The sequence below is a fragment of the Fischerella muscicola PCC 7414 genome (genome assembly GCF_000317205.1).
In the GTDB taxonomy this organism is placed as follows: Bacteria; Cyanobacteriota; Cyanobacteriia; order Cyanobacteriales; family Nostocaceae; genus Fischerella; species Fischerella muscicola.
The window spans coordinates 37,463-56,438 of record NZ_AJLK01000085.1 but is presented as its reverse complement, the minus strand read 5'-3'; the positions used below and the strand labels follow the sequence as shown (position 1 = coordinate 56,438).

Genomic DNA, 18,976 nt, shown 5'->3' with positions numbered 1-18,976 from the left:
AGGTGTGAGGGCAGTGAATATATGGAAATCAGACTGTAACAGTTGTTGTTTATTGTTGCTGATATCCCTAATACAAAATTTTGTAGAGGCGCTTCACGGTAATGCCTCTACCACGAGAATAAATTTTTAGCTTACGAGGGAAAACATTAATTCGCCTTCAGCAACTAACTGACCGTCAACCTCGGCGCGAGCTTGCATCTTACCGAAACGACGTTGTTTTATCCATAACAGTTCCACAGTCATAAGCAGTTGATCACCGGGAACAACTTGGCGACGGAAGCGGACTTTATCTATACCAGCGAATAGAAAGAGTCCGCCTTCCAATTGTGGCACTTGTGTCATTACGACACCACCAACCTGGGCCATTGCTTCTACGATCAGCACACCTGGCATAATTGGACGTCCTGGAAAATGCCCTTGAAAATGGGGTTCGTTAATTGTGACGTTTTTAATGCCAACAGCTCGTTTCCCAGGTGTGTAGTCGATAATTTTGTCTACAAGTGCAAAGGGATAGCGATGCGGTAGAAGTTTCTGAATTTCTTCCGCTGTAAATGTAACTTTTGTTTCAGAGTTACTTGTAGTGGAAGAATCGGGCTGCTCCAGAATAGGTGCTGACGTGGGGTTATCGATAGAATTTACTTCAGTAACGGTTGCCATTGATGGGTGGGGTTGATTTTTAGTTGTGGTCTTGTAGGTGATTGAATTTAATTTAGTTGTTAGTTGTTAGTTGTTGGTTGTCCAAACAACCACCAACTTTCAACAAAGAACAAAATTAACGCAATTCCCAAATTTTCTGTGCCAGTTGCACGTGTAAATTGTGGCTGGCTTTGTATGCCAAAAAATGAGCATGGGGGAAAGGCCCTATTAAACTCAAATCTCCTACTAGATCCAAAATTTTATGACGTACTGGCTCATTTGCAAATCTTAATGGTGGATTTAGCCAACCATCAGGCCCACATACAAGAGCATTTTCTAAGCTTCCACCCTTAATTAACCCGGATTTTTGCAGGTATTCAATTTGATGTAGTAAACCGAAGGTACGGGCAAGGGCAATTTCTGTGATGAAGCTAGCATCAGACTTTCCTGGTTCAAAACTTGGAGACCAACTGTGCCATTGATTACCAATAGCAGGTAGTTCAAAATCAATGCCGTAGGTAAAGCGAGTACTTGGTGCAGGGAAAGCGCAAACGAAAGCATCATCCTGACGTACCCATATCGGCTCATTAATGAACAAAGCCTGAGAATTTTTAGTTGAGGTTTGCGATACTAACCCCACTTGAGTAATACTTTCTGCCCATATCTTTGCCGAACCATCCAACAGTGGTACTTCTGGGCCGTCAATTTCAATACGGGCGTTATCTACACCCATACCCGCCAATGCAGCCAATAAATGCTCCACAGTCCGAACACTTTCCTCATCTTTACCTAACTGAGTTGACAGAACAGTTTGACTAACCGCAGGCACTTGGGCTGGAATAATTGGATTGTTGGGCAAATCTACCCGTACAAAGTAACGTCCAGTGTCTACCCCGGCTGGTAGTATCCGTACTTGGGTAGTTACACCACTATGCAGTCCCACTCCGGTGAGAGTAATTTCAGATGCGAGGGTTTGTTGCATAAAATTAAGTTAAGGGTCAATGGTCAATTGTCAAGGGTCAATGGTCAATTGTCTAAGAAGTCTGGACTATTGACTATTGACTCTGGACTATGGACTATTGACTCTTGACTACTTAGAATCTTTCCCCAATACCAAAATTGATGCGGCTATCTCCTTGATCGTTGAAGCCGTAGTCTATGCGGATGGGGCCAAGTGGGGACTGCACACGCACACCAAGACCATAGCCGTAGCCACTACCGCTTTTATCGAGTAAATCTCCAGCCTCTGTTTCCGTTCCCAAGTCAGTAGCAGCATCAAAAAATAGAGCGCCGCTAACTACGGAGAAAACAGGGAAGCGATACTCAACTGTGGCTTGCAAGAAACTACTACTACTAGCTAATGCACCCTCTTCATAGCCCCGAACGGAGTTACTTCCACCCAAAGTAAAAGCTTCGTAGGGAGGTACATCACCAAGTATGGTTCCTCCTTGTACGTTGAAAGCAATAGTTTGTGCGCCTTTGGTAAAGTTAGTGAATCTTACGGGAAGATAGTAGCTATAGCTACCCCGTACCTTACTCATGAAGATATTACCTAGCCCTACTGGTACGGACTGTTCCAAGCCTAAGCGGAAGAAGGAACCTCTAGTTGGTTGCAAAGCATTGTCACGTTTATCACGCACTGCTGCTAATTGCAATGTCAGCAAGTCATCTTGACCAGTTCCAGATTCGGTCAGTTCAATGATTTCTGTAGGCTGGTCATTTTCATAGATTGTTCCTTCCTCTCTGATATCACCGTCAGAATCACGAGTGGAAACTCGTTGATATCTTATACCAGCTGAAGCTGTCCATTCTGCACGCTCATAGGGATTTTTAGACAAAGGACGGCTAAAGTTGATACCGCCACCTAAACGTAAAATCCGAGGGGTATCACCATCATCCTCACCTGGTTCAAAGGTTTCGATGTTATCGTCTTCTCCTTCAAAAATCAATGAAATTGAGCGACTACGGAAAAGGTTTGCTGTATAAGAAGTTCGGTATGGATCTCCAGCGATCCAAGGATCTGTAAAGCGGACATCAAACAACAATTCCCGTTGACCAACTTCTAACTCGGCCCCCAGTTTTTGGTTTCTGCCATTCAGGTTTTGCTCTTGGTAGCTGATAGTACCAAACAATCCACTAGCAGAACTAATACCTGCACCGGCGGCGATGGAACCGCTGTTGCGTTCAACTACATTGACTTGGACATCCACTTGACTGGGGTTAGTACCAGGGTTGAGGGAAACATTCACATCTTCAAAAAGTCCTAGACCGTAGACCCGTTGTAAATCTCTTTGTATGATGTTGCGGTTGAATACTTGTCCGGGCTTTAATTGGATTTCCCGTGTAACAATATACGGCTGCGTCCGTCCCCTAATCGGTTTTCCGTCTTTGTCTGTTTCCTGACCTTCTTTATTGCGATATTGGACACTAATATCTTCTACAACCCCTTCTGCCACAGTGAGGGTGACAACTCCATCAGGTGATACCTGTGGTGATCCAACTACTTGTGCTAATACGTAGCCTTGGTCTTGATATACCTTAAGTAACTGTTTAATGCCTTCTTGTAATTCACGTAAGTTCAAGATTCTTCCATACTGGTTGCTAAAGATTTGATTAACAGTATTTGGAGGCAGTACAGAAGGTACATTTGTACCAGGATTAGCATCAATTCTGACTTGACTGAGGGTGGGGTTTAACTGAACTAAAAATGTGACTCGTACCCCTAATGGTGTATCTTCTGGCACTGCTTGCACATTTGAGAAAAAGCCAGTAGCAAAGACGGAATTAATATCTTCTTGCAGTTGCGATCGCGTTGTCGTCCGCCCTGGTTGAGTCCGAATTACCCCGTAAACTTGGTTTTCTTGTTCTGCTGGTAGTGGTTGTCCAGTCTCCGTCCTAATCACAACCTCTGATACTAATACCCGAGGTTCTGCTTCTGTTGTTGGTTGTTGGTTTGTTGTTGGTTGTTGGTTGTTGGTTGGTGGTTGGTTGTTGGTTGGTTGTTGGTTGTTGGTTGGTTGTTGGTTGATGGTTGGTTGTTGGTTGGTTGGTTGTTGGTTGTTGGTTGGTGGTTGGTTGGTGGTTGGTGGTTGGTTGGTTGGTTGTTGGTTGTTGGTTGGTGGTTGGTTGATGGTTGGTGGTTGATTGTTGGTTGGTTGTTGGTTTGTTGTTGGTGGTTGATTGTTTGGCGGTTGAGTGTTTTGAGGAATAATCGTGGGAGAATTCTGTGTAGTTTTTGGGGTTGTTGATGTTATGGTCTGGGGTGTTGTTTTTAGTGCTGACGCCCCGGGAGTGCTAACAGATACTTGTTGATTGGTTGTCTGTGTTCTAAGTGTTGTTGGCTTTGTTTTTGGAGATAATTGTATATTTTCTGACTTATTATTAGTTAATCTTGTTAACTCTAGTGTCGTCTCTTTTGCTGAAAATACTTCAAAAACTTCTTGTTCTGGACTTGCTGTTGATGTTGTATCTTGAAAAGTTTGTGTAGTATTTGGAATAGTAGAAGTTGGGATTGTTACCTCTTGTGTTGTATCAGTAGTTGGCAATCCCGCGACAACTTCTTGGTCTTGATTCGTTGTCGGTACAACAACATCTGCTGTTTTTTTTGAATTATTTGCAATTTGCGCGTTAGCATGAAGCGAACCGCTTAGAGGTGTGGCGATCGCCACCATTGTCATTAAAACTGGAGATAAACGCATTTTATTTTGATTTTTCTTCACTTCCACGCACCATCAAAGAAAGATTTTGCTTTATGTCAAAGTTAGTTGTTGGTTGTTGGTTAGTAGTTAGTAGTTAGTAGAGACGCGAGGAACATCGCCTCTGTGCATTAGTAGTTAGTGGTTTACTCCTCACACTCCTCACACTCCCCCCATCTCCCACCTCCCCAATACCCATTACCCTTTTTCCACTGCTTCTAGCACTCTTCTTAAAACCTCCTGGTAAGCATCCTCAACATTGCCTAAGTCCCGACGAAAGCGGTCTTTATCTAGTACACGACGGTTGGGGTCATCTCCTGTGGATATGTCCCATAAACGACAAGTATCGGGACTAATCTCATCTGCTAATAGCAACTGCTGTTGTGAGTCCAAACCAAATTCTAGTTTGAAGTCCACTAAGGTAATGCCACACCCCTGGAAAAACTCTTTGAGAAATTCGTTAATTTGCAATGCAAGATGGATTATACTGTCAACTTGTTCCGGAGTTGCTAATTCCATCAGCAGTATGCGATCGCGAGTCAACAAAGGATCTCCCAATTGGTCATTTTTATAATAAAATTCCACCAATGGCATCTTGAGTACAGTTCCCAGTGGTAATCCTGTTTGTTGACAAAGGCTACCCGCAGCAATGTTCCTGACAACCACTTCCAATGGCAATATTTTTACTGCCTTGATCCGCATTTGGTTGGGAGCAGGACTTTCAATAAAGTGAGTCTTGACACCCCGGGCTTCTAGCTGTTGAAATATTTTACTAGAGATGATATTATTTATATTCCCTTTATTTTGAATACTGCCGCGTTTTTGAGCGTTAAATGCTGTCGCATCATCTTTAAAAACAGCCAGTAAAATTTCCGGGTTATCCGTAGGATAAATAATTTTGGCTTTACCTTCGTAGAGCTTGTTTTGGGCAGTCATGGCAGGTAGTAAATTTAGGTTCAATGGCTGGCTTGTATGCGTTTAAGCTTAACCATTTTATCTTTTGTTTTTAGCCATTAGTCATCAGTGAAATACCTAAGTAAAACTGTTGACGAAAGATAGATGCATAAATTAAGGGTGGGAATTTAACATAAATTATGTATTGTTTATATTCCCAGAAGTCGTAGCTATTTGTCACAATAAAAAATAAATAAATTAAATGTATAAATTAATACAGGAATCTAGATTATTAATTCAAAGTTCAATACGATTGTTATTTTGCAGAAATTATGAAAGTTCGGCAAACTTACTCAAAACTAAATAATGAATCTTTGCCAAAATTGACATTGGCAAGTATTTAGATAAAGGTTAAAAAGTAAAGAACAAAAGAATCCTCATTAACCTTTCTCCTTTATCCGTTCCCAGATTTTGAGATCTATACAAGGATTGTAAATTGTTAGTTTGTGATTCAAAACAACGAAGAAGGTAAAAATTGGATAAAAAAATGCCTAACAAAGATGATTTTCTTTATCCTCGGGGTCGCTACTACGGTCAGGTAAAGCCAGAAAATTTGGTATTTAATGCTAATCTACAAGAATTTGCCCAAAAAGTCAGCTATATCTGCAATCTAGAGACAGCCGGTAAGATATCTCCTGAAGAAGCCTATGAGAATATCAAGGATCTTTGGAAAAGTTTGAAACAAGCGAAAAAACAGCTAAGAATTGGTGAAAACCCTTTCCGAATGGATGATGATGGTAATCAACCAGAATAGTCATTAGTCATTAGTCAATATTCATTAGTTATTCTTTACGTCCCTGTCTCTCATTCTTCTTATTTATTAATCATCGTCCAAACTCCATCCCAAGAGTTTGGTAGACTTTGCTTGAGGTAATTACGAGCGCGTTCTAAATGAATATCAACGACCTGATCTATTGGTCGGATTCTTTTTGCTGCTTCAAAGTAAACGATCGCACTCTCAAAATTACGGTTGAGATAGGCATCCCGTCCAGCATGGTAGAAAGAGAGAAATTCGTGGGTTGTGGCGTCTAAAGGGGTAGTGCGATCGCCTATTAATTCATAAATATTTACAGCTTGATGTTTACCTTTAACGCGAATTTTATCTAACTCGCGCACCCAAATGCGATCGCGGCATAATTGGTAAGTAACTTCACTGATAATAATATCACAACTATATTCTTTTGTGATCGCTTCTAAACGCGAGCTTAAATTGACGCCATCGCCGATGACTGTATAATCCATGCGTTTGTGAGAACCAATATTACCTGAAACTACTTCCCCGGAACTAATCCCAATACCAATATGAATTTTTGGCTGTTCTTGAATCACACGTCGTTGGTTAAATTCTTCTAATCGCTGTCGCATTTCCAAAGCAGCTTGCACAGCTTTCCAAGCATGATTTTCCGTAAGCGGGAGTGGCGCACCAAACACCGCCATTAAAGCATCGCCAATAAACTTATCGAGAGTACCTTCGTGGTTAAATACCGCTTCTACCATCGTTTCAAAATACTGGTTTAGCAGCGATACCACCTCAGCCGCACCGAGATTTTCTGTCAGAGTGGTGTAACCTCTGATATCAGAAAACAAAATGGTGACTTCTTTGCGTTCACCCACCATTAAAGCATCTTCTCCTAATGCCATAACTTGTTCAGCGACACGAGGAGTTAGGTAGCGGTACATAGTATTTTTCATCCGCTTTTCCCGGCTGATATCTTCTAAAACTACCAAACCACCGCGCACCCCTCCTTCTGGGTTTGTCAGAGGGTTAACAGTTAAATTGATGCTACGTTCAATTTGATTGACACTATCAACAGTAACTAACTTCGATTGGGGAGTTAAAGGTTGGTTCCAGGGGATAAAAAGATCAGTTTGAGTGCGATCGCGAATTGCTAAAATGTAAGTCTTTGTATCTTGATCTGTAGAATCTAAATATAATCCCACCGTCAAACTTTGCTCCGGCACATAATGTCTTGCACCTGTTTTTAAACTATCTTCCAGCCGCATTTGCAAATTATCAATTGGTACAATTTCCCACACAAAGCGACCAATTAAATTTTGTTCCCAGGCAAGTTTATTATGTTTAGCATTTCCATCTATTAATGGACAACCCAGCAATTCTAAAGCTGCATCATTAATAGTCACGATGCAACCTTCCATATCTGTAGAAATTACTGCATCAGAAAGACTTTGGAGAATATCTTTCTGATATTGTTTTTCTAATAGTACATTTTCAAATAAACGGGCATTTTCTAAAGCAATTCCGGCTTGAATATTAAAAGCCCGCATAAATTCTTCATCCGAAGCACTAAAACTGCCTTGCTGTTTATTAATTAATTGTGTCACACCAATTAATTCATTAGCAGAATTAAATACTGGTAAACATAAAATATTGCGAGTTACATACCCAGTTTTTTTATCTGTACTAGGGTCAAAACGGGGGTCTTTATAAGCATCAGGAATATTCAGCGCTTCCCCAGTAGAAGCTACATAGCCAACAATCCCACGGTTAGCGGGAATGCGAATTTCCATCATTTTTTTGCCATCAGCCGCTGCTATTTTTGTCCAAAGTTCTCCCATTTCCTTACGATATAAAAATAGCGTGCTGCGGTCTGCTTGCATTAAAATTCTTGCTTGTTCCATCACTATTTGCAAAGTCGCTTCTAAGTCTAGACTTTGTCCTAGTGTTTGAGTTGCCCGTAAAAGTGCTGTTGCACCCCTTTGATTGCGCGCTGCGACATAGAAAGATTGACAACTTTCTAAGATAATACCAATAGCAGAAGCAAAATCCCGAAACCGTTCTTCATCTTCACTGTCAAAAGGGATATTTCCAGCTTTATTTGCCAGTTGTACTACAGCGACAACTTGATTTTTACTACTTAAAACTGGCATACATAAAAGGTTGTCAATCTTATAGCCCATTTGTTTTTCTAAATCTGAGCTAAAGAGAGAATGAGTAGCAGTATCAGATATATTTAAACATTCACCTGTACTAGCAACATAACCAGGAATACCAACAGTAATCGGAATACGAATTTCTAAAGGCTTATGAATACTATCTTGAATAATTTTTGTCCAAAGTTGACCTTTATCCTTGTCTACTAAAAAAATAGTAGTATGTTCAGCTTGGAGAATTTGACCTATTTTTAATGTAATGGCCTCTAAAACTTTCTCCAACATTGTTTCTAAGGCTTCGTTATTTATCAGTTCAATTGCCCGCAGAAATTGCTGAAATTCCGCAGTAATAAAATCTAGTAAGCAAACAAATTCATTAACAGAAAGGTCTTTAACCCGACGTAATAAAGCGTGAGTGCGATTAACTTGAGTCAGTTCGGTTAATGTAGCTAGGACACTACCAGTATTTAAAAGTGACATAAAATTTTAGATTTTAGATTTTAGACTTTAGATTTAGATTTTGGACTAGTAACCAGATTATAGTTAATGTTTTATAGTAATCAGAAATCAACAATTAACTACTACATGAATCCCAATCCAAAATCCAAAATCCAAAATCTAAAATCGGATTACGCTGCTTTCGGTAATTCAGAATAAATTACCTTTTGATAGTAATCTTGCAACTGACGGGTGGCAGCTGCCCATCCCCAGCGTTCAGCTTCTCGGCGGGCATTTTGACGAATAGATTCTCGTTCTTGTTTCATTTCTAGTAAGCGCAGGGTAGCAGCGATCGCACCTTCATCACCAGCATCAGGGGCAAATAGGTATCCATTGACACCATCTGTTACAATATCAGGAATGCCGCCAGAACGGGCTGCTACTACTGGACATCCTGCCGCCATTGCTTCTAGGAGTACTAGACCCAATGTTTCTGTGCGAGAAGGGAAGATAAAGGCATCGGCACTAGCAAAAGCTGAAGCTAATTCTTTGCCAACTAGGTAGCCAACAAAATGAGTGTTTGTGTTGGCAAAGTGCTTTTCTAAAGCTTGGCGGTGGGGCCCATCTCCCACCAATGCGAGCCTGGCTGCGGGGATAGCTTCTAGTATGGGTTTGATGCGCTCAATTTCTTTTTCAGCAGAAAGACGTCCAACGTATAATAACAAGGGGCTATCTGGGTGATTTTGGGATAGACGCGATCGCATTTCCTCAGAGACTAAGCTAGGATGAAATGTTTCTGTGTCTACTCCCCGTTGCCACAAGTTTACTCTTTCAATTCCGTGGGTTGTGAGTTCCTCCATCATTGCTGTAGAGGTACATAAATTTAAAGCTGCTTGATTGTGGCCTGCTTTAAGTAATTCCCACAGTAACCCTTCTAGCATTCCTAAACCGTAATGCTGGAGATATTGAGGCAAATGGGTATGATAAGAAGCCACCAAGGGAATATCAAGCACCTTGCTATAGAATATACCAGCTAATCCCAAAACAGCTGGATTAACCACATGAATAATATCTGGCTGAAACTGTTCCAAAATCTGACCAATGGCTGGGCGTGGTAGTGCCATTTTTAACTCAGGATACAGAGGTAGCGGAAAGCCAGAGACACCATATATTTTGGCTCCTTTGTATTCTGTAATACCGCCATCTGGACAAATTACTAGTACTTCGTCGCCACTGCGTTGTAAATGTTCAATAGTATGACGTAGGCGTGTGACAATGCCGTCAACCTTGGGCAGAAAGGTTTCGGTAAATAGAGCAATCCTCATAAAATATCATTCACTACAGGCAGGGTGTTCAGATAATTCCAGCTTCTGGGCAATTCCAGCATTACTTACAGCGTAAACTGTTGTATAAACAACAGATTGGTCGTCATACTGTGCAAGAATATGACGACCAGTTTTCGGTCAGCAACTAACTTGAGTTAAATAGGGTTGTCTAACCAGCCTCATTCAGGTTTTACCCTGTGTTTTAAGTATGATTGAAGTTAATCAATTTTGGATTTTAGATTGACTCATCCAAAATCTAAAATTGGCATGGTTAAGATGCTTTGTTAGGCAGGGTGCAGATGCCATGAATGCCAATGGCTGCGATCGCCACACCTAACAAAACTCCGACTCCTTCAGCAAAGCAATTGATTCTGTGTCTGTTTTCTGCGGCTTGGGAAATGAATAAGTCACCCACCTTGGCAGATGGGGACTTTGCCACTTGTTGATAATTTTTATGGGCTGCATCCAGTGTTGTCCATTCAGGAAACAGATAGTAAACACTAATGCTACTAAATGCCACACCAGGCAACACAACAAACACAAACAGAACAAGCGATCGCATATTCATGCTTTGCTATTTACGATGCCAAGTAACTTTTGGCAGAATTTGGTTTTTATCGACTCGATTTTGATATTTGACAGCAAAGTTCAATAGAGAATCAAGCAGGGAATCAGAGAGATAGTGAGGTTGTAAACCTAGATCCAACAGTTTGGTGTTTTTGGCATTAAAGTAGTGTTCTTCTTTTTCGATTCTGGGGTTATCTAGGTTATTAACTTCTACATTTAGCCCCATTGCATTCCCGGCTTTTTTCACCATCATCGCCAAGTCACCGACACTGAATTGTTCAGTAAATTGGTTAAACACACGGAACTCGCCAGGTTGGGCGGGGTTAGCGATCGCCAGTTCAATACATCGCACCGTATCCCGAATATCCAAAAATCCCCGCGTTTGTCCACCTTTACCATAAACAGTTAGGGGGTGTCCAATTGCAGCTTGAATACAGAAACGGTTCAACGCTGTTCCAAACACACCATCGTAATCTAGGCGGTTAATTAACAGTTCGTCCATCCCGGTTTCTTCGGTGAGGACGCCATAAACCACACCTTGATTTAAGTCTGTTGCCCTTAGTCCCCAAATCCGGCAGGCAAAGTGGATATTGTGACTATCGTGAACTTTGCTTAAGTGGTACATTGAACCAGGTTGCTTGGGATAAGGCAAAGTATCTTTGCGTCCGTTGTGTTCAATGGTGATATAGCCTTCTTCTATATCTATGTTGGGTGTACCGTATTCACCCATTGTTCCCAATTTCACCAAATGGCACTCTGGGAAATCTTCTTTCATCGCGTACAACAAATTCAGCGTACCCACAACGTTATTGACTTGCGTCATGACAGCATGTTCGCGATCAATCATCGAAAATGGTGCTGAACGCTGTTCGCCAAAATGCACGATCGCATTTGGTTCAAATTTATGCAGGGCTTTTTGGAGAAACTCGTAATTAGTGATATCACCAACAAACAAATCGATGGTTTTACCAGTTAAGTCTTTCCAACGTTGGATGCGTTGGTGAATTGGTGCGATTGGGGTTAGAGTTTCTACACCTAATTCATTATCCCAGTGCCGCCGCACCAAGCTGTCTAAAATACCAACTTCGTAACCTCGATTGGAAAGATAAAGCGCGGTTGCCCAACCGCAATAGCCATCGCCACCAATAACCAGGACTTTCATTTTCACCTGTTTTTACTCGCTGATAGCTAAATCTACCAGGTTTGTGTCACCTCTAGACCATGAAGATTGGGGATAGGGTATCGGGGATCGGGGACAAGGGGGAAGTCAGAAGTCGGAAGTCGGAAGTTGTAACCACTAACCACTGTACAGACGTGCCATGGCACGTCTGGTACAACAAGCAACAATCAACCACTAACCACAAACCACTAACTCTTTATCGTTGACCCTTGACTAATTCTATAGCTACTAGCGATGTAATAAAAAAAGCGGTAATAGCTACTAAATTCTGGGCTGGGTGCTTTTCCCTGCCAGTAGTATTTCAGTTGTCCTTGCACTAATTGCAGTGTCATTACACTTTCTTGTTGCCTGACTTCTACCGTCAGCACTCCAGATACTCCTTGGGCAGTTGTAAAGTTAGGATTTATTGATGTTTTGCCTGTTTTGTCTTGAGTTATATCTTCTGGCAGTTGCATTCCTGCCCAACTGCGAATCTCTACAGCGTTATTTCTTGGGGAAATAAAAACAATGCCGTCGGCGTTGTCTGATGGCAAAGATTTCCAGGTGCCGGGATAGGGAAATTCAAAGCCATATCGGGCATTTCTATAGGTTTTCCAAGTGTGATTGGAATTGTGGAAACCAGGTGTTGTTGTACAACCTCCCAGAACTATAGATAAGGCGATCGCGTAAATAAAGTATCTTACACTCCTCTGAAAGCAGGAGATAGGAGGTAGAAGACAAAATGTGCGAGGAGTAAAGGCTTTCATTAATTAGCTGGAAGAGGGAATTTATGGGTATCTCACTAAATACTCTTGAGATGTTGTTGCTTTTTTACCACTACCTATTCTTAGGGCGCAAAACCTTACGCCACCGATTATGTAAATAAATATTAAGATATTGACGTCAAGGCGTCTTGCTGTCTTGACAAGCCAAAGAGGAGTAGATATCGTAAGATACATACCCGGGTAAGACCGTTAACAGAGTTATGCAAGCTAATAAAGCTAATAAGCAAAAGGTTACTTTGTATTTGTCGCCAGAACTACACAGAAAACTGAAAATACGTTCAGCTATAGATTCAGAACCTATGTCGGATCTTGCCGAACGCGCCCTCGTTTTCTACCTGGCAAATTCGGAGCTAGTTGATGAAGTAGCTGTCTACGGAAAAACTCATAGAGTTTACACCTGTCCTAACTGTGAAAGCTCATTGGTTATACGTGATGGTGAATTGGTTGGTTTGGGCAAACAACCGGGAGTAATTAGTAGCAATCAAGAACATCTGACAGTGGAAGAGATGGAACAAGCCCATCCCAAAGGTGAGGAAGAGTTAGTTCCTTGCTAAGTCTCAGAATTGTGAATACATAACTCGTTATGAATTCCTAAAATTCTGCCATCTTTGCCAACTGCGATGTCTAGAGTTTCTGTAAAAGGTCTCAAGTAGGTCGATGTATGAAAGAAGAGCTCAACATCCTCATTCAAGCTCAATACCCTTTAATCTACCTTGTGACCTCCGAGGAAGAGCGGGCTGAGCAGGCAATCTTTACAATCGCTCAATCGTCAAAACCACAACGGCGAGTGTACGTTTGGACAGTAACTCACGGCATCGTGGAGTATGGTCAACCCCGGAATGTAGGTCAGCATAATACTGTTTCACCAGAAGCGGCGATTGATTGGATTATCCGGCAAAGAGAACCAGGTATATTTATTCTTAAAGATTTACATCCTTTTATAGATGCGCCTGCGACAACAAGATCCTTACGGGATGCGATCGCTAGCTTCAAAGGCACGCAAAAGAACATCATCTTGATGTCACCGATGCAGCAAGTACCCATCGAATTGGAAAAGGAAGTAGTCGTATTAGACTTTCCCCTTCCAGATATGGGTGAGTTGAACAAAGTTTTGACTCACCATATAGACAATCATCGTGGGCGACGGCTAGCAACAGAGGCGCGGGAAAAACTTCTCAGAGCTGCGTTAGGATTAACTAAGGACGAAGCGGAAAAAGTATATCGCAAAGCCCAAGTCACAACTGGACGCTTAACAGAAGAAGAAGTTGATATAGTTTTATCAGAGAAAAAGCAATTAATTCGGCGCAATGGTATATTAGAATACATAGAAGAAGATGAAACCATTGATGCTGTTGGTGGCTTGGAAGAATTGAAAAAGTGGCTAAAACAGCGTTCCAACGCATTTACAGAAAGAGCGCGGGAATATGGTTTGCCTCAACCAAAAGGAATGTTAATCCTTGGTGTTCCAGGTTGTGGTAAGTCGTTAATTGCTAAAACCACATCTCGACTTTGGGGTTTGCCACTGTTACGGTTAGATATGGGACGAGTCTATGATGGCTCAATGGTAGGACGTTCAGAAGCGAACTTACGCAACGCCCTCAAAACCGCCGAATCTATTTCCCCTGCAATATTATTTATCGATGAATTAGATAAATCCTTTGCTGGTAGTACAGGTTCTTCTGATTCTGATGGTGGTACTTCTAGCAGGATATTTGGCTCTTTCCTTACCTGGATGCAAGAGAAAAAATCCCCGGTATTTGTCATGGCAACTGCCAACCGAGTGGAAAGATTACCAGGAGAATTTTTAAGGAAAGGTCGTTTTGATGAAATTTTCTTTGTGGATCTGCCCACACCAGAAGAAAGGCAAGATATATTTAAGATCCACCTACATAAGCGCCGGGAAGACATCTCTAGGTTTGACCTAGAACAGTTGTCTAAAATGTCTGATGGCTTCTCTGGGGCGGAAATTGAACAGGCGATCGTGGCAGCGATGTACGAAGCTTTCGCCCAAGATCGTGAGTTCACCCAATTAGATATTATTGCTGCACTGAAAGCGACACTGCCGCTGTCTCGGACGATGCAAGAACAGGTTACAGCCCTCAGAGATTGGGCTAGACAGCGTGCGCGACCCGCAGCAGCTTCCATTGCTGAATATCAGCGAATGGAATTCTAAAAGCTTTCCCCTGTCAAAGCAGGGGGGAAGAGCTAGTCCTAAAGGCTAGCTGAATAAAGAAACCGCGTTCTGCTAAACGCGGCTTACTCTCAAAACAAACCAAACTGTTGTCCTTTTTCTCTACTCTCTTTGGAGGAAACCCAAATGTCTCATTTTAGCACTCTGCGCACCAAAATTACCGACGCTGAAATCCTCAAGCAGTCCCTGCGCGACCTTGGTATTAGCGTAAAGACCGAAGCTGATGTTCGCGGTTACAACGGTCAGCGTGTTCGTGCTGACATTGTAGCAGTATTGGAAGGCGAATATGACCTCGGTTGGTCTCGCAACAGCGATGGTTCTTTTGACCTAATCGCAGACCTGTGGGGTGTTGCTAAGAAGCATAATCAGACCGAACTGATTAACTCTATCAACCAGAAGTATGCTGTTAACAAGACCTTGACAGAAGTGAAACAGCGCGGTTTGCAAAATGCCAACGTTAAGTTGGTATTGCAATAGTAATTTTTCTGCGCGTTCCCAAAGCTGCACGGGTTAACCATGTTAATAGCGGTTAGCCCGCTTTTTTATCGGCTGGATTCACTTCCAGTCTTTCTTTTTTGCAGCAACTTCTTTTGTTTGGTTGAATAGATTTAGTTTACTATTTTTGATGCTACATTTTTAATTTAAGATTTTTTAATAACAAAATTTTGTTGCTTGTAATCAAAACCTAGTTGCCAAAAAGTTACCAGGTTTACCAATTCCCTTCAAGCCTTGGTTACAGAGAATTACAACTCTGTAATGTAAACCTCGCGGTTAGGTCTACTTAAGGTCAGGCCGAAGGGCGGTTCAATAAATCAAGCCTTAATCCAAAATCGTGAGATGCTGGTTGATTGATTAGTTAATTTTTTTCAATGGCTGCTGTTGATTCTGTATCTGTTATCGTTCCCGCAACTACTGCAAATTTAGGGCCGGGTTTTGATTGTATCGGTGCTGCTTTAACACTGTACAACGAGTTTAAGTTTACCCATGTTGATGAATCTCCGCTTTCATCTTCTGGGGTGATCATAAATGTCACTGGCGCAGAAGCTGAACGAGTGCAAACTGACGAGAGTAATTTGCTCTATCAGGCGTTTGTAAAGTTATATCAACACTTGGGGCAAACTCCGCCACCTGTAGAAATTGAGATCAAGCTGGGTGTACCGCTAGCAAGGGGTTTGGGTAGTTCGGCAACGGCTATTGTTGGAGGTTTAGTAGGTGCGAATGTGTTAGCAGGTGAACCTCTGAGTCAATCGCAGGTGATGGAGTTGGCGATCGCTATGGAAGGACACCCAGATAATGTAGTGCCGGCGTTGTTGGGGGGTTGTCGTTTGGCGGCTACGGGGGTAGAAGTTGAACCACAGAGGCGCAGAGAACGCCAAGAGTGGGAGATTTGTGAGGTTCCTTGGTGTGAGAATATTGTGCCTGTGGTGGCGATTCCTGATTTTGAGCTTTCTACAAAGGAGGCTAGGCAGGTGTTACCTTCTCAGGTGAGTCGGGCAGATGCGATTTTTAATACGGCGCATTTGGGGTTATTGTTGCGTGGTTTGGAGACTGGAAACGGAAATTGGTTAAGGGCGGCTTTGCAAGATAGGTTACATGAGCCTTACAGAAAAACACTGATAAAAGGGTACGATGTTGTCCATGCAGCTGCTGTTGGTGCGGGTGCTTACGGTATGGTGATTAGTGGTGCTGGACCAACTCTGTTAGCATTAACTGATACAAAACAATCAGAAGCAGTGATGGCAGCGATGTCAGCGGCTTGGCGATCGCAAGGAATTTCACCTGTGGTGCGATCGCTTGGGATTGATACGCAAGGGGCAAGAAGTTTTTATTAGTTGTTAGTTGGTGGTTGATAGTTGTTTGGAACAACCAACGACCAACAACAAACAACAAACAACAAACAACAAAAAAATGACCATAGAGCAAATTCTGGCAGAAATTGCAGCACTTCGCTCTCAAATTGAGGGTCTGCGTGAAGAACGTGCTTGTTTGACTGTTACTGTCACACTTCCCGAAAATAATTCACCTCAAGCAATCGCTGAAGCTTATCGTCGTTATGCTCGTGAAAATGCCCAGTTGGTTGCGGAACTCAAGGGCATAGATGATGCGATCGCTGCTTTGGAAGCTCAATTGACACAAAAACAAGCCCAATTACAGCAATGGCAAATCCAAGCCAAACAACTTTCTTTACAGGAACAACTAGATGAGGCAAGAAAAATTGCTCAGGTTCACGCTAAGCGGATCAATGAACTGGCTGCGGAACTTGCTACAGAAATACGCAGTCTGAAGGCTTGCGCTGACGATCTGAGTCCGCTGTATTGGCAAGTTTATTACAAGCCATTTATTACTGGGTTCAAGACAATCTCGGTTCCCCATGTCCGTTCTGACGGAGATGTCTGGACAATTGTCAACCGTATTGTTTGAAATACACAGATCCCCGACTTCTCAAAGAAGTCGGGGATCTTGTTTTTCAAATATCATTCTTAAGACAGTTGATATTAAGATTTATAACGGTAGCTGGAGCTATCGTTTTTTATTGACTTAGCAAAACTTTACATTTAGAATGAATCTGGCAAAAATTTTGAGTATTTATTACTAAATTTCTTGAAGATTTAAGATTTATAGGGATAAATATCGTTTACAAAACTATGAATTGCTTAATATAATGTAATTAAAAGTAAAAACGAAAAACGATTGTCAGTGATGATTGCTCAATTTCCTTGGTTAACAACCATAATTATCTTGCCGCTGGTGGCTGCCTTAGCCATTCCCCTCATCCCAGATAAAGAAGGCAAAACTGCTCGTTGGTATGGTCTAGGAGTAGCACTAACAGACTTCGCTTTAATGATTTATGCCTTTTGGCAAAACTACGATTTTCAAAGTTCAGCATTTCAACTGGTAGAAAAATATCCTTGGGTTCCCCAGTTGGGCTTGAACTGGTCTGTAGCAGTAGATGGTTTGTCAATGCCTTTAGTCCTGCTAACAGGCTTAATTAACACCCTCGCAATCTTCGCGGCTTGGAAAGTAACCAACAAGCCGCGTTTATTTTATGGTTTGATGCTGGCGTTATACAGCGCTCAGCTTGGCGTATTTGTCGCCCAAGATTTGCTGCTGTTCTTCTTAATGTGGGAAATCGAATTAGTCCCTGTCTACCTATTGATTTCCATCTGGGGAGGACAAAAGCGCCGTTATGCAGCTACTAAATTTATTCTTTATACAGCCGCAGCTTCTATATTTATCTTGGTAGCAGCTTTTGCAATGGCATTCTCTGGAGATACCGTCAGCTTCGATATGGTAACTCTGGGAATGAAGCAATATCCTAGAGCCTTTGAGTTACTGGTTTATGCAGGTTTCTTGATTGCTTTTGGTGTCAAACTACCAATATTCCCACTCCACACTTGGCTACCTGATGCTCACGGTGAAGCTTCTGCACCCGGTTCAATGATTTTGGCCGGTGTGTTGTTAAAGATGGGTGGTTATGCGCTCATCCGTATCAACATGGAGATGCTAACCAATGCTCATGTTTACTTTGCTCCAGTTTTAGCAGTTTTAGGTGTAGTCAATATTATCTACGGTGCTTGCTGCGCCTTTGCTCAAACCAATCTCAAGCGTCGCTTAGCTTATTCTTCGATCGCTCACATGGGATTTGTGCTAGTTGGTATCGCTTCCTATACAGAAATTGGGATGAGCGGTGCTGTACTGCAAATGATCTCCCACGGTTTGATTGCTGCTAGTTTGTTCTTCCTCTCTGGTGTCACCTACGAACGCACCCACACCTTGATGATGGATCAAATGGGTGGTATCGCCAAAGTCATGCCTAAAACCTTCGCTCTATTTACCGCTGGTGCAATGGCTTCTCTAGCATTACCAGGAATGAGCGGCTTTGTCGGAGAGTTGATGGTATTCCTGGGTATTGCTACCAGCGATGTTTACAGTTCTAGTTTCAAAGTTGTAGTTGTGCTACTTTCTGCTGTAGGCGTGATTCTCACTCCAATTTATCTACTGTCAATGCTACGTCAAGTCTTCTACGGTAAGCAGAATACAGAGTTACATCTGGATGCAGTAGTACCTGATGTCAAACCCCGCGAACTGTTCATCACTGCTTGTTTGTTGCTTCCAATCATCGGTATCGGTTTTTATCCCAAATTGGCAACCCAAACCTATGATGTCAAAACTGTAGAAGTAGCAGTTCATGCTCGTCAGTTTCTACCAGTAGTCGCTAAACAACAACCATCAAGTTTATATTCAACTATTATTACCGCGCCAACATTGGCTAATTCACAACTTCCAAGTTTGGTTAATATTGCTGATTAAATATTTCACAAGGGCTGGTGCTA

Annotated in this window: 16 protein-coding genes; 7 read left to right on the top strand and 9 right to left on the bottom strand. The window is 42.1% G+C overall.

What is annotated here, in order from left to right; all coding sequences use genetic code 11:
- Positions 1–126: 126 nt before the first annotated feature.
- The 4 genes from fabZ to purC form a co-directional block, all read right to left on the bottom strand.
- On the bottom strand, positions 127–657 hold the full coding sequence (fabZ, locus tag UYI_RS0112455) for a 3-hydroxyacyl-ACP dehydratase FabZ (RefSeq protein WP_016866996.1): 531 nt from the start codon (positions 655–657) through the stop codon (positions 127–129).
- A gap of 115 nt (positions 658–772) precedes the next feature.
- Complete coding sequence (lpxC, locus tag UYI_RS0112450; RefSeq protein WP_016866995.1) at positions 773–1,618, bottom strand: UDP-3-O-acyl-N-acetylglucosamine deacetylase; 846 nt, start codon at positions 1,616–1,618, stop codon at positions 773–775.
- A 112-nt stretch (positions 1,619–1,730) separates the two neighbouring features.
- The gene (locus UYI_RS0112445; RefSeq protein ID WP_026085916.1) at positions 1,731–4,334 is read right to left on the bottom strand and encodes a BamA/TamA family outer membrane protein; all 2,604 of its coding nucleotides are present in this window, start codon (positions 4,332–4,334) and stop codon (positions 1,731–1,733) included.
- A 195-nt stretch (positions 4,335–4,529) separates the two neighbouring features.
- Complete coding sequence (gene purC, locus UYI_RS0112440) at positions 4,530–5,267, bottom strand: phosphoribosylaminoimidazolesuccinocarboxamide synthase (protein ID WP_016866993.1); 738 nt, start codon at positions 5,265–5,267, stop codon at positions 4,530–4,532.
- Positions 5,268–5,772: 505 nt separating this feature from the next.
- On the opposite strand from purC, the gene UYI_RS0112435 reads away from it, so the two are divergent.
- Positions 5,773–6,039 (top strand): DUF7219 family protein, encoded by a 267-nt coding sequence (locus tag UYI_RS0112435; protein ID WP_016866992.1) that lies wholly within the window; start codon positions 5,773–5,775, stop codon positions 6,037–6,039.
- 59 nt (positions 6,040–6,098) lie between these two features.
- Here UYI_RS0112435 and UYI_RS0112430 read toward each other — a convergent pair whose 3' ends face one another.
- The 5 genes from UYI_RS0112430 to UYI_RS0112410 form a co-directional block, all read right to left on the bottom strand.
- Positions 6,099–8,657: a GAF domain-containing protein gene (locus tag UYI_RS0112430; protein WP_016866991.1), complete on the bottom strand. Its 2,559-nt coding sequence runs from the start codon at positions 8,655–8,657 to the stop codon at positions 6,099–6,101.
- A gap of 149 nt (positions 8,658–8,806) precedes the next feature.
- Positions 8,807–9,940, bottom strand: a complete 1,134-nt coding sequence (locus tag UYI_RS0112425) for a glycosyltransferase family 4 protein (protein ID WP_016866990.1) — start codon at positions 9,938–9,940, stop codon at positions 8,807–8,809.
- Positions 9,941–10,211: 271 nt separating this feature from the next.
- On the bottom strand, positions 10,212–10,502 hold the full coding sequence (locus UYI_RS0112420) for a hypothetical protein (protein ID WP_016866989.1): 291 nt from the start codon (positions 10,500–10,502) through the stop codon (positions 10,212–10,214).
- 12 nt (positions 10,503–10,514) lie between these two features.
- Positions 10,515–11,669: an NAD-dependent epimerase/dehydratase family protein gene (locus UYI_RS0112415; RefSeq protein WP_016866988.1), complete on the bottom strand. Its 1,155-nt coding sequence runs from the start codon at positions 11,667–11,669 to the stop codon at positions 10,515–10,517.
- 206 nt (positions 11,670–11,875) lie between these two features.
- A complete protein-coding gene (locus tag UYI_RS0112410) occupies positions 11,876–12,433 on the bottom strand; it encodes a hypothetical protein (RefSeq protein ID WP_016866987.1) in 558 nt (185 codons plus the stop codon).
- Positions 12,434–12,651: 218 nt separating this feature from the next.
- On the opposite strand from UYI_RS0112410, the gene UYI_RS0112405 reads away from it, so the two are divergent.
- The 6 genes from UYI_RS0112405 (at position 12,652) to UYI_RS0112380 (ending at position 18,953) form a co-directional block, all read left to right on the top strand.
- Positions 12,652–13,005, top strand: a complete 354-nt coding sequence (locus UYI_RS0112405) for a hypothetical protein (protein ID WP_016866986.1) — start codon at positions 12,652–12,654, stop codon at positions 13,003–13,005.
- Between the two features lie 107 nt (positions 13,006–13,112).
- Positions 13,113–14,624, top strand: coding sequence for a stress-responsive protein Ycf46 (gene ycf46 / locus UYI_RS0112400; RefSeq protein WP_016866985.1), 1,512 nt, complete (start codon positions 13,113–13,115; stop codon positions 14,622–14,624).
- A gap of 144 nt (positions 14,625–14,768) precedes the next feature.
- Positions 14,769–15,119, top strand: a complete 351-nt coding sequence (locus UYI_RS0112395; RefSeq protein WP_009456112.1) for a DUF1257 domain-containing protein — start codon at positions 14,769–14,771, stop codon at positions 15,117–15,119.
- Between the two features lie 392 nt (positions 15,120–15,511).
- Positions 15,512–16,474: a homoserine kinase gene (thrB, locus tag UYI_RS0112390; protein ID WP_016866984.1), complete on the top strand. Its 963-nt coding sequence runs from the start codon at positions 15,512–15,514 to the stop codon at positions 16,472–16,474.
- A 76-nt stretch (positions 16,475–16,550) separates the two neighbouring features.
- Positions 16,551–17,063, top strand: a complete 513-nt coding sequence (locus tag UYI_RS0112385) for a hypothetical protein (RefSeq protein WP_180977189.1) — start codon at positions 16,551–16,553, stop codon at positions 17,061–17,063.
- A 279-nt stretch (positions 17,064–17,342) separates the two neighbouring features.
- The gene (locus UYI_RS0112380) at positions 17,343–18,953 is read left to right on the top strand and encodes an NAD(P)H-quinone oxidoreductase subunit 4 (protein ID WP_016866982.1); all 1,611 of its coding nucleotides are present in this window, start codon (positions 17,343–17,345) and stop codon (positions 18,951–18,953) included.
- The last annotated feature ends 23 nt before the right edge of the window (positions 18,954–18,976 follow it).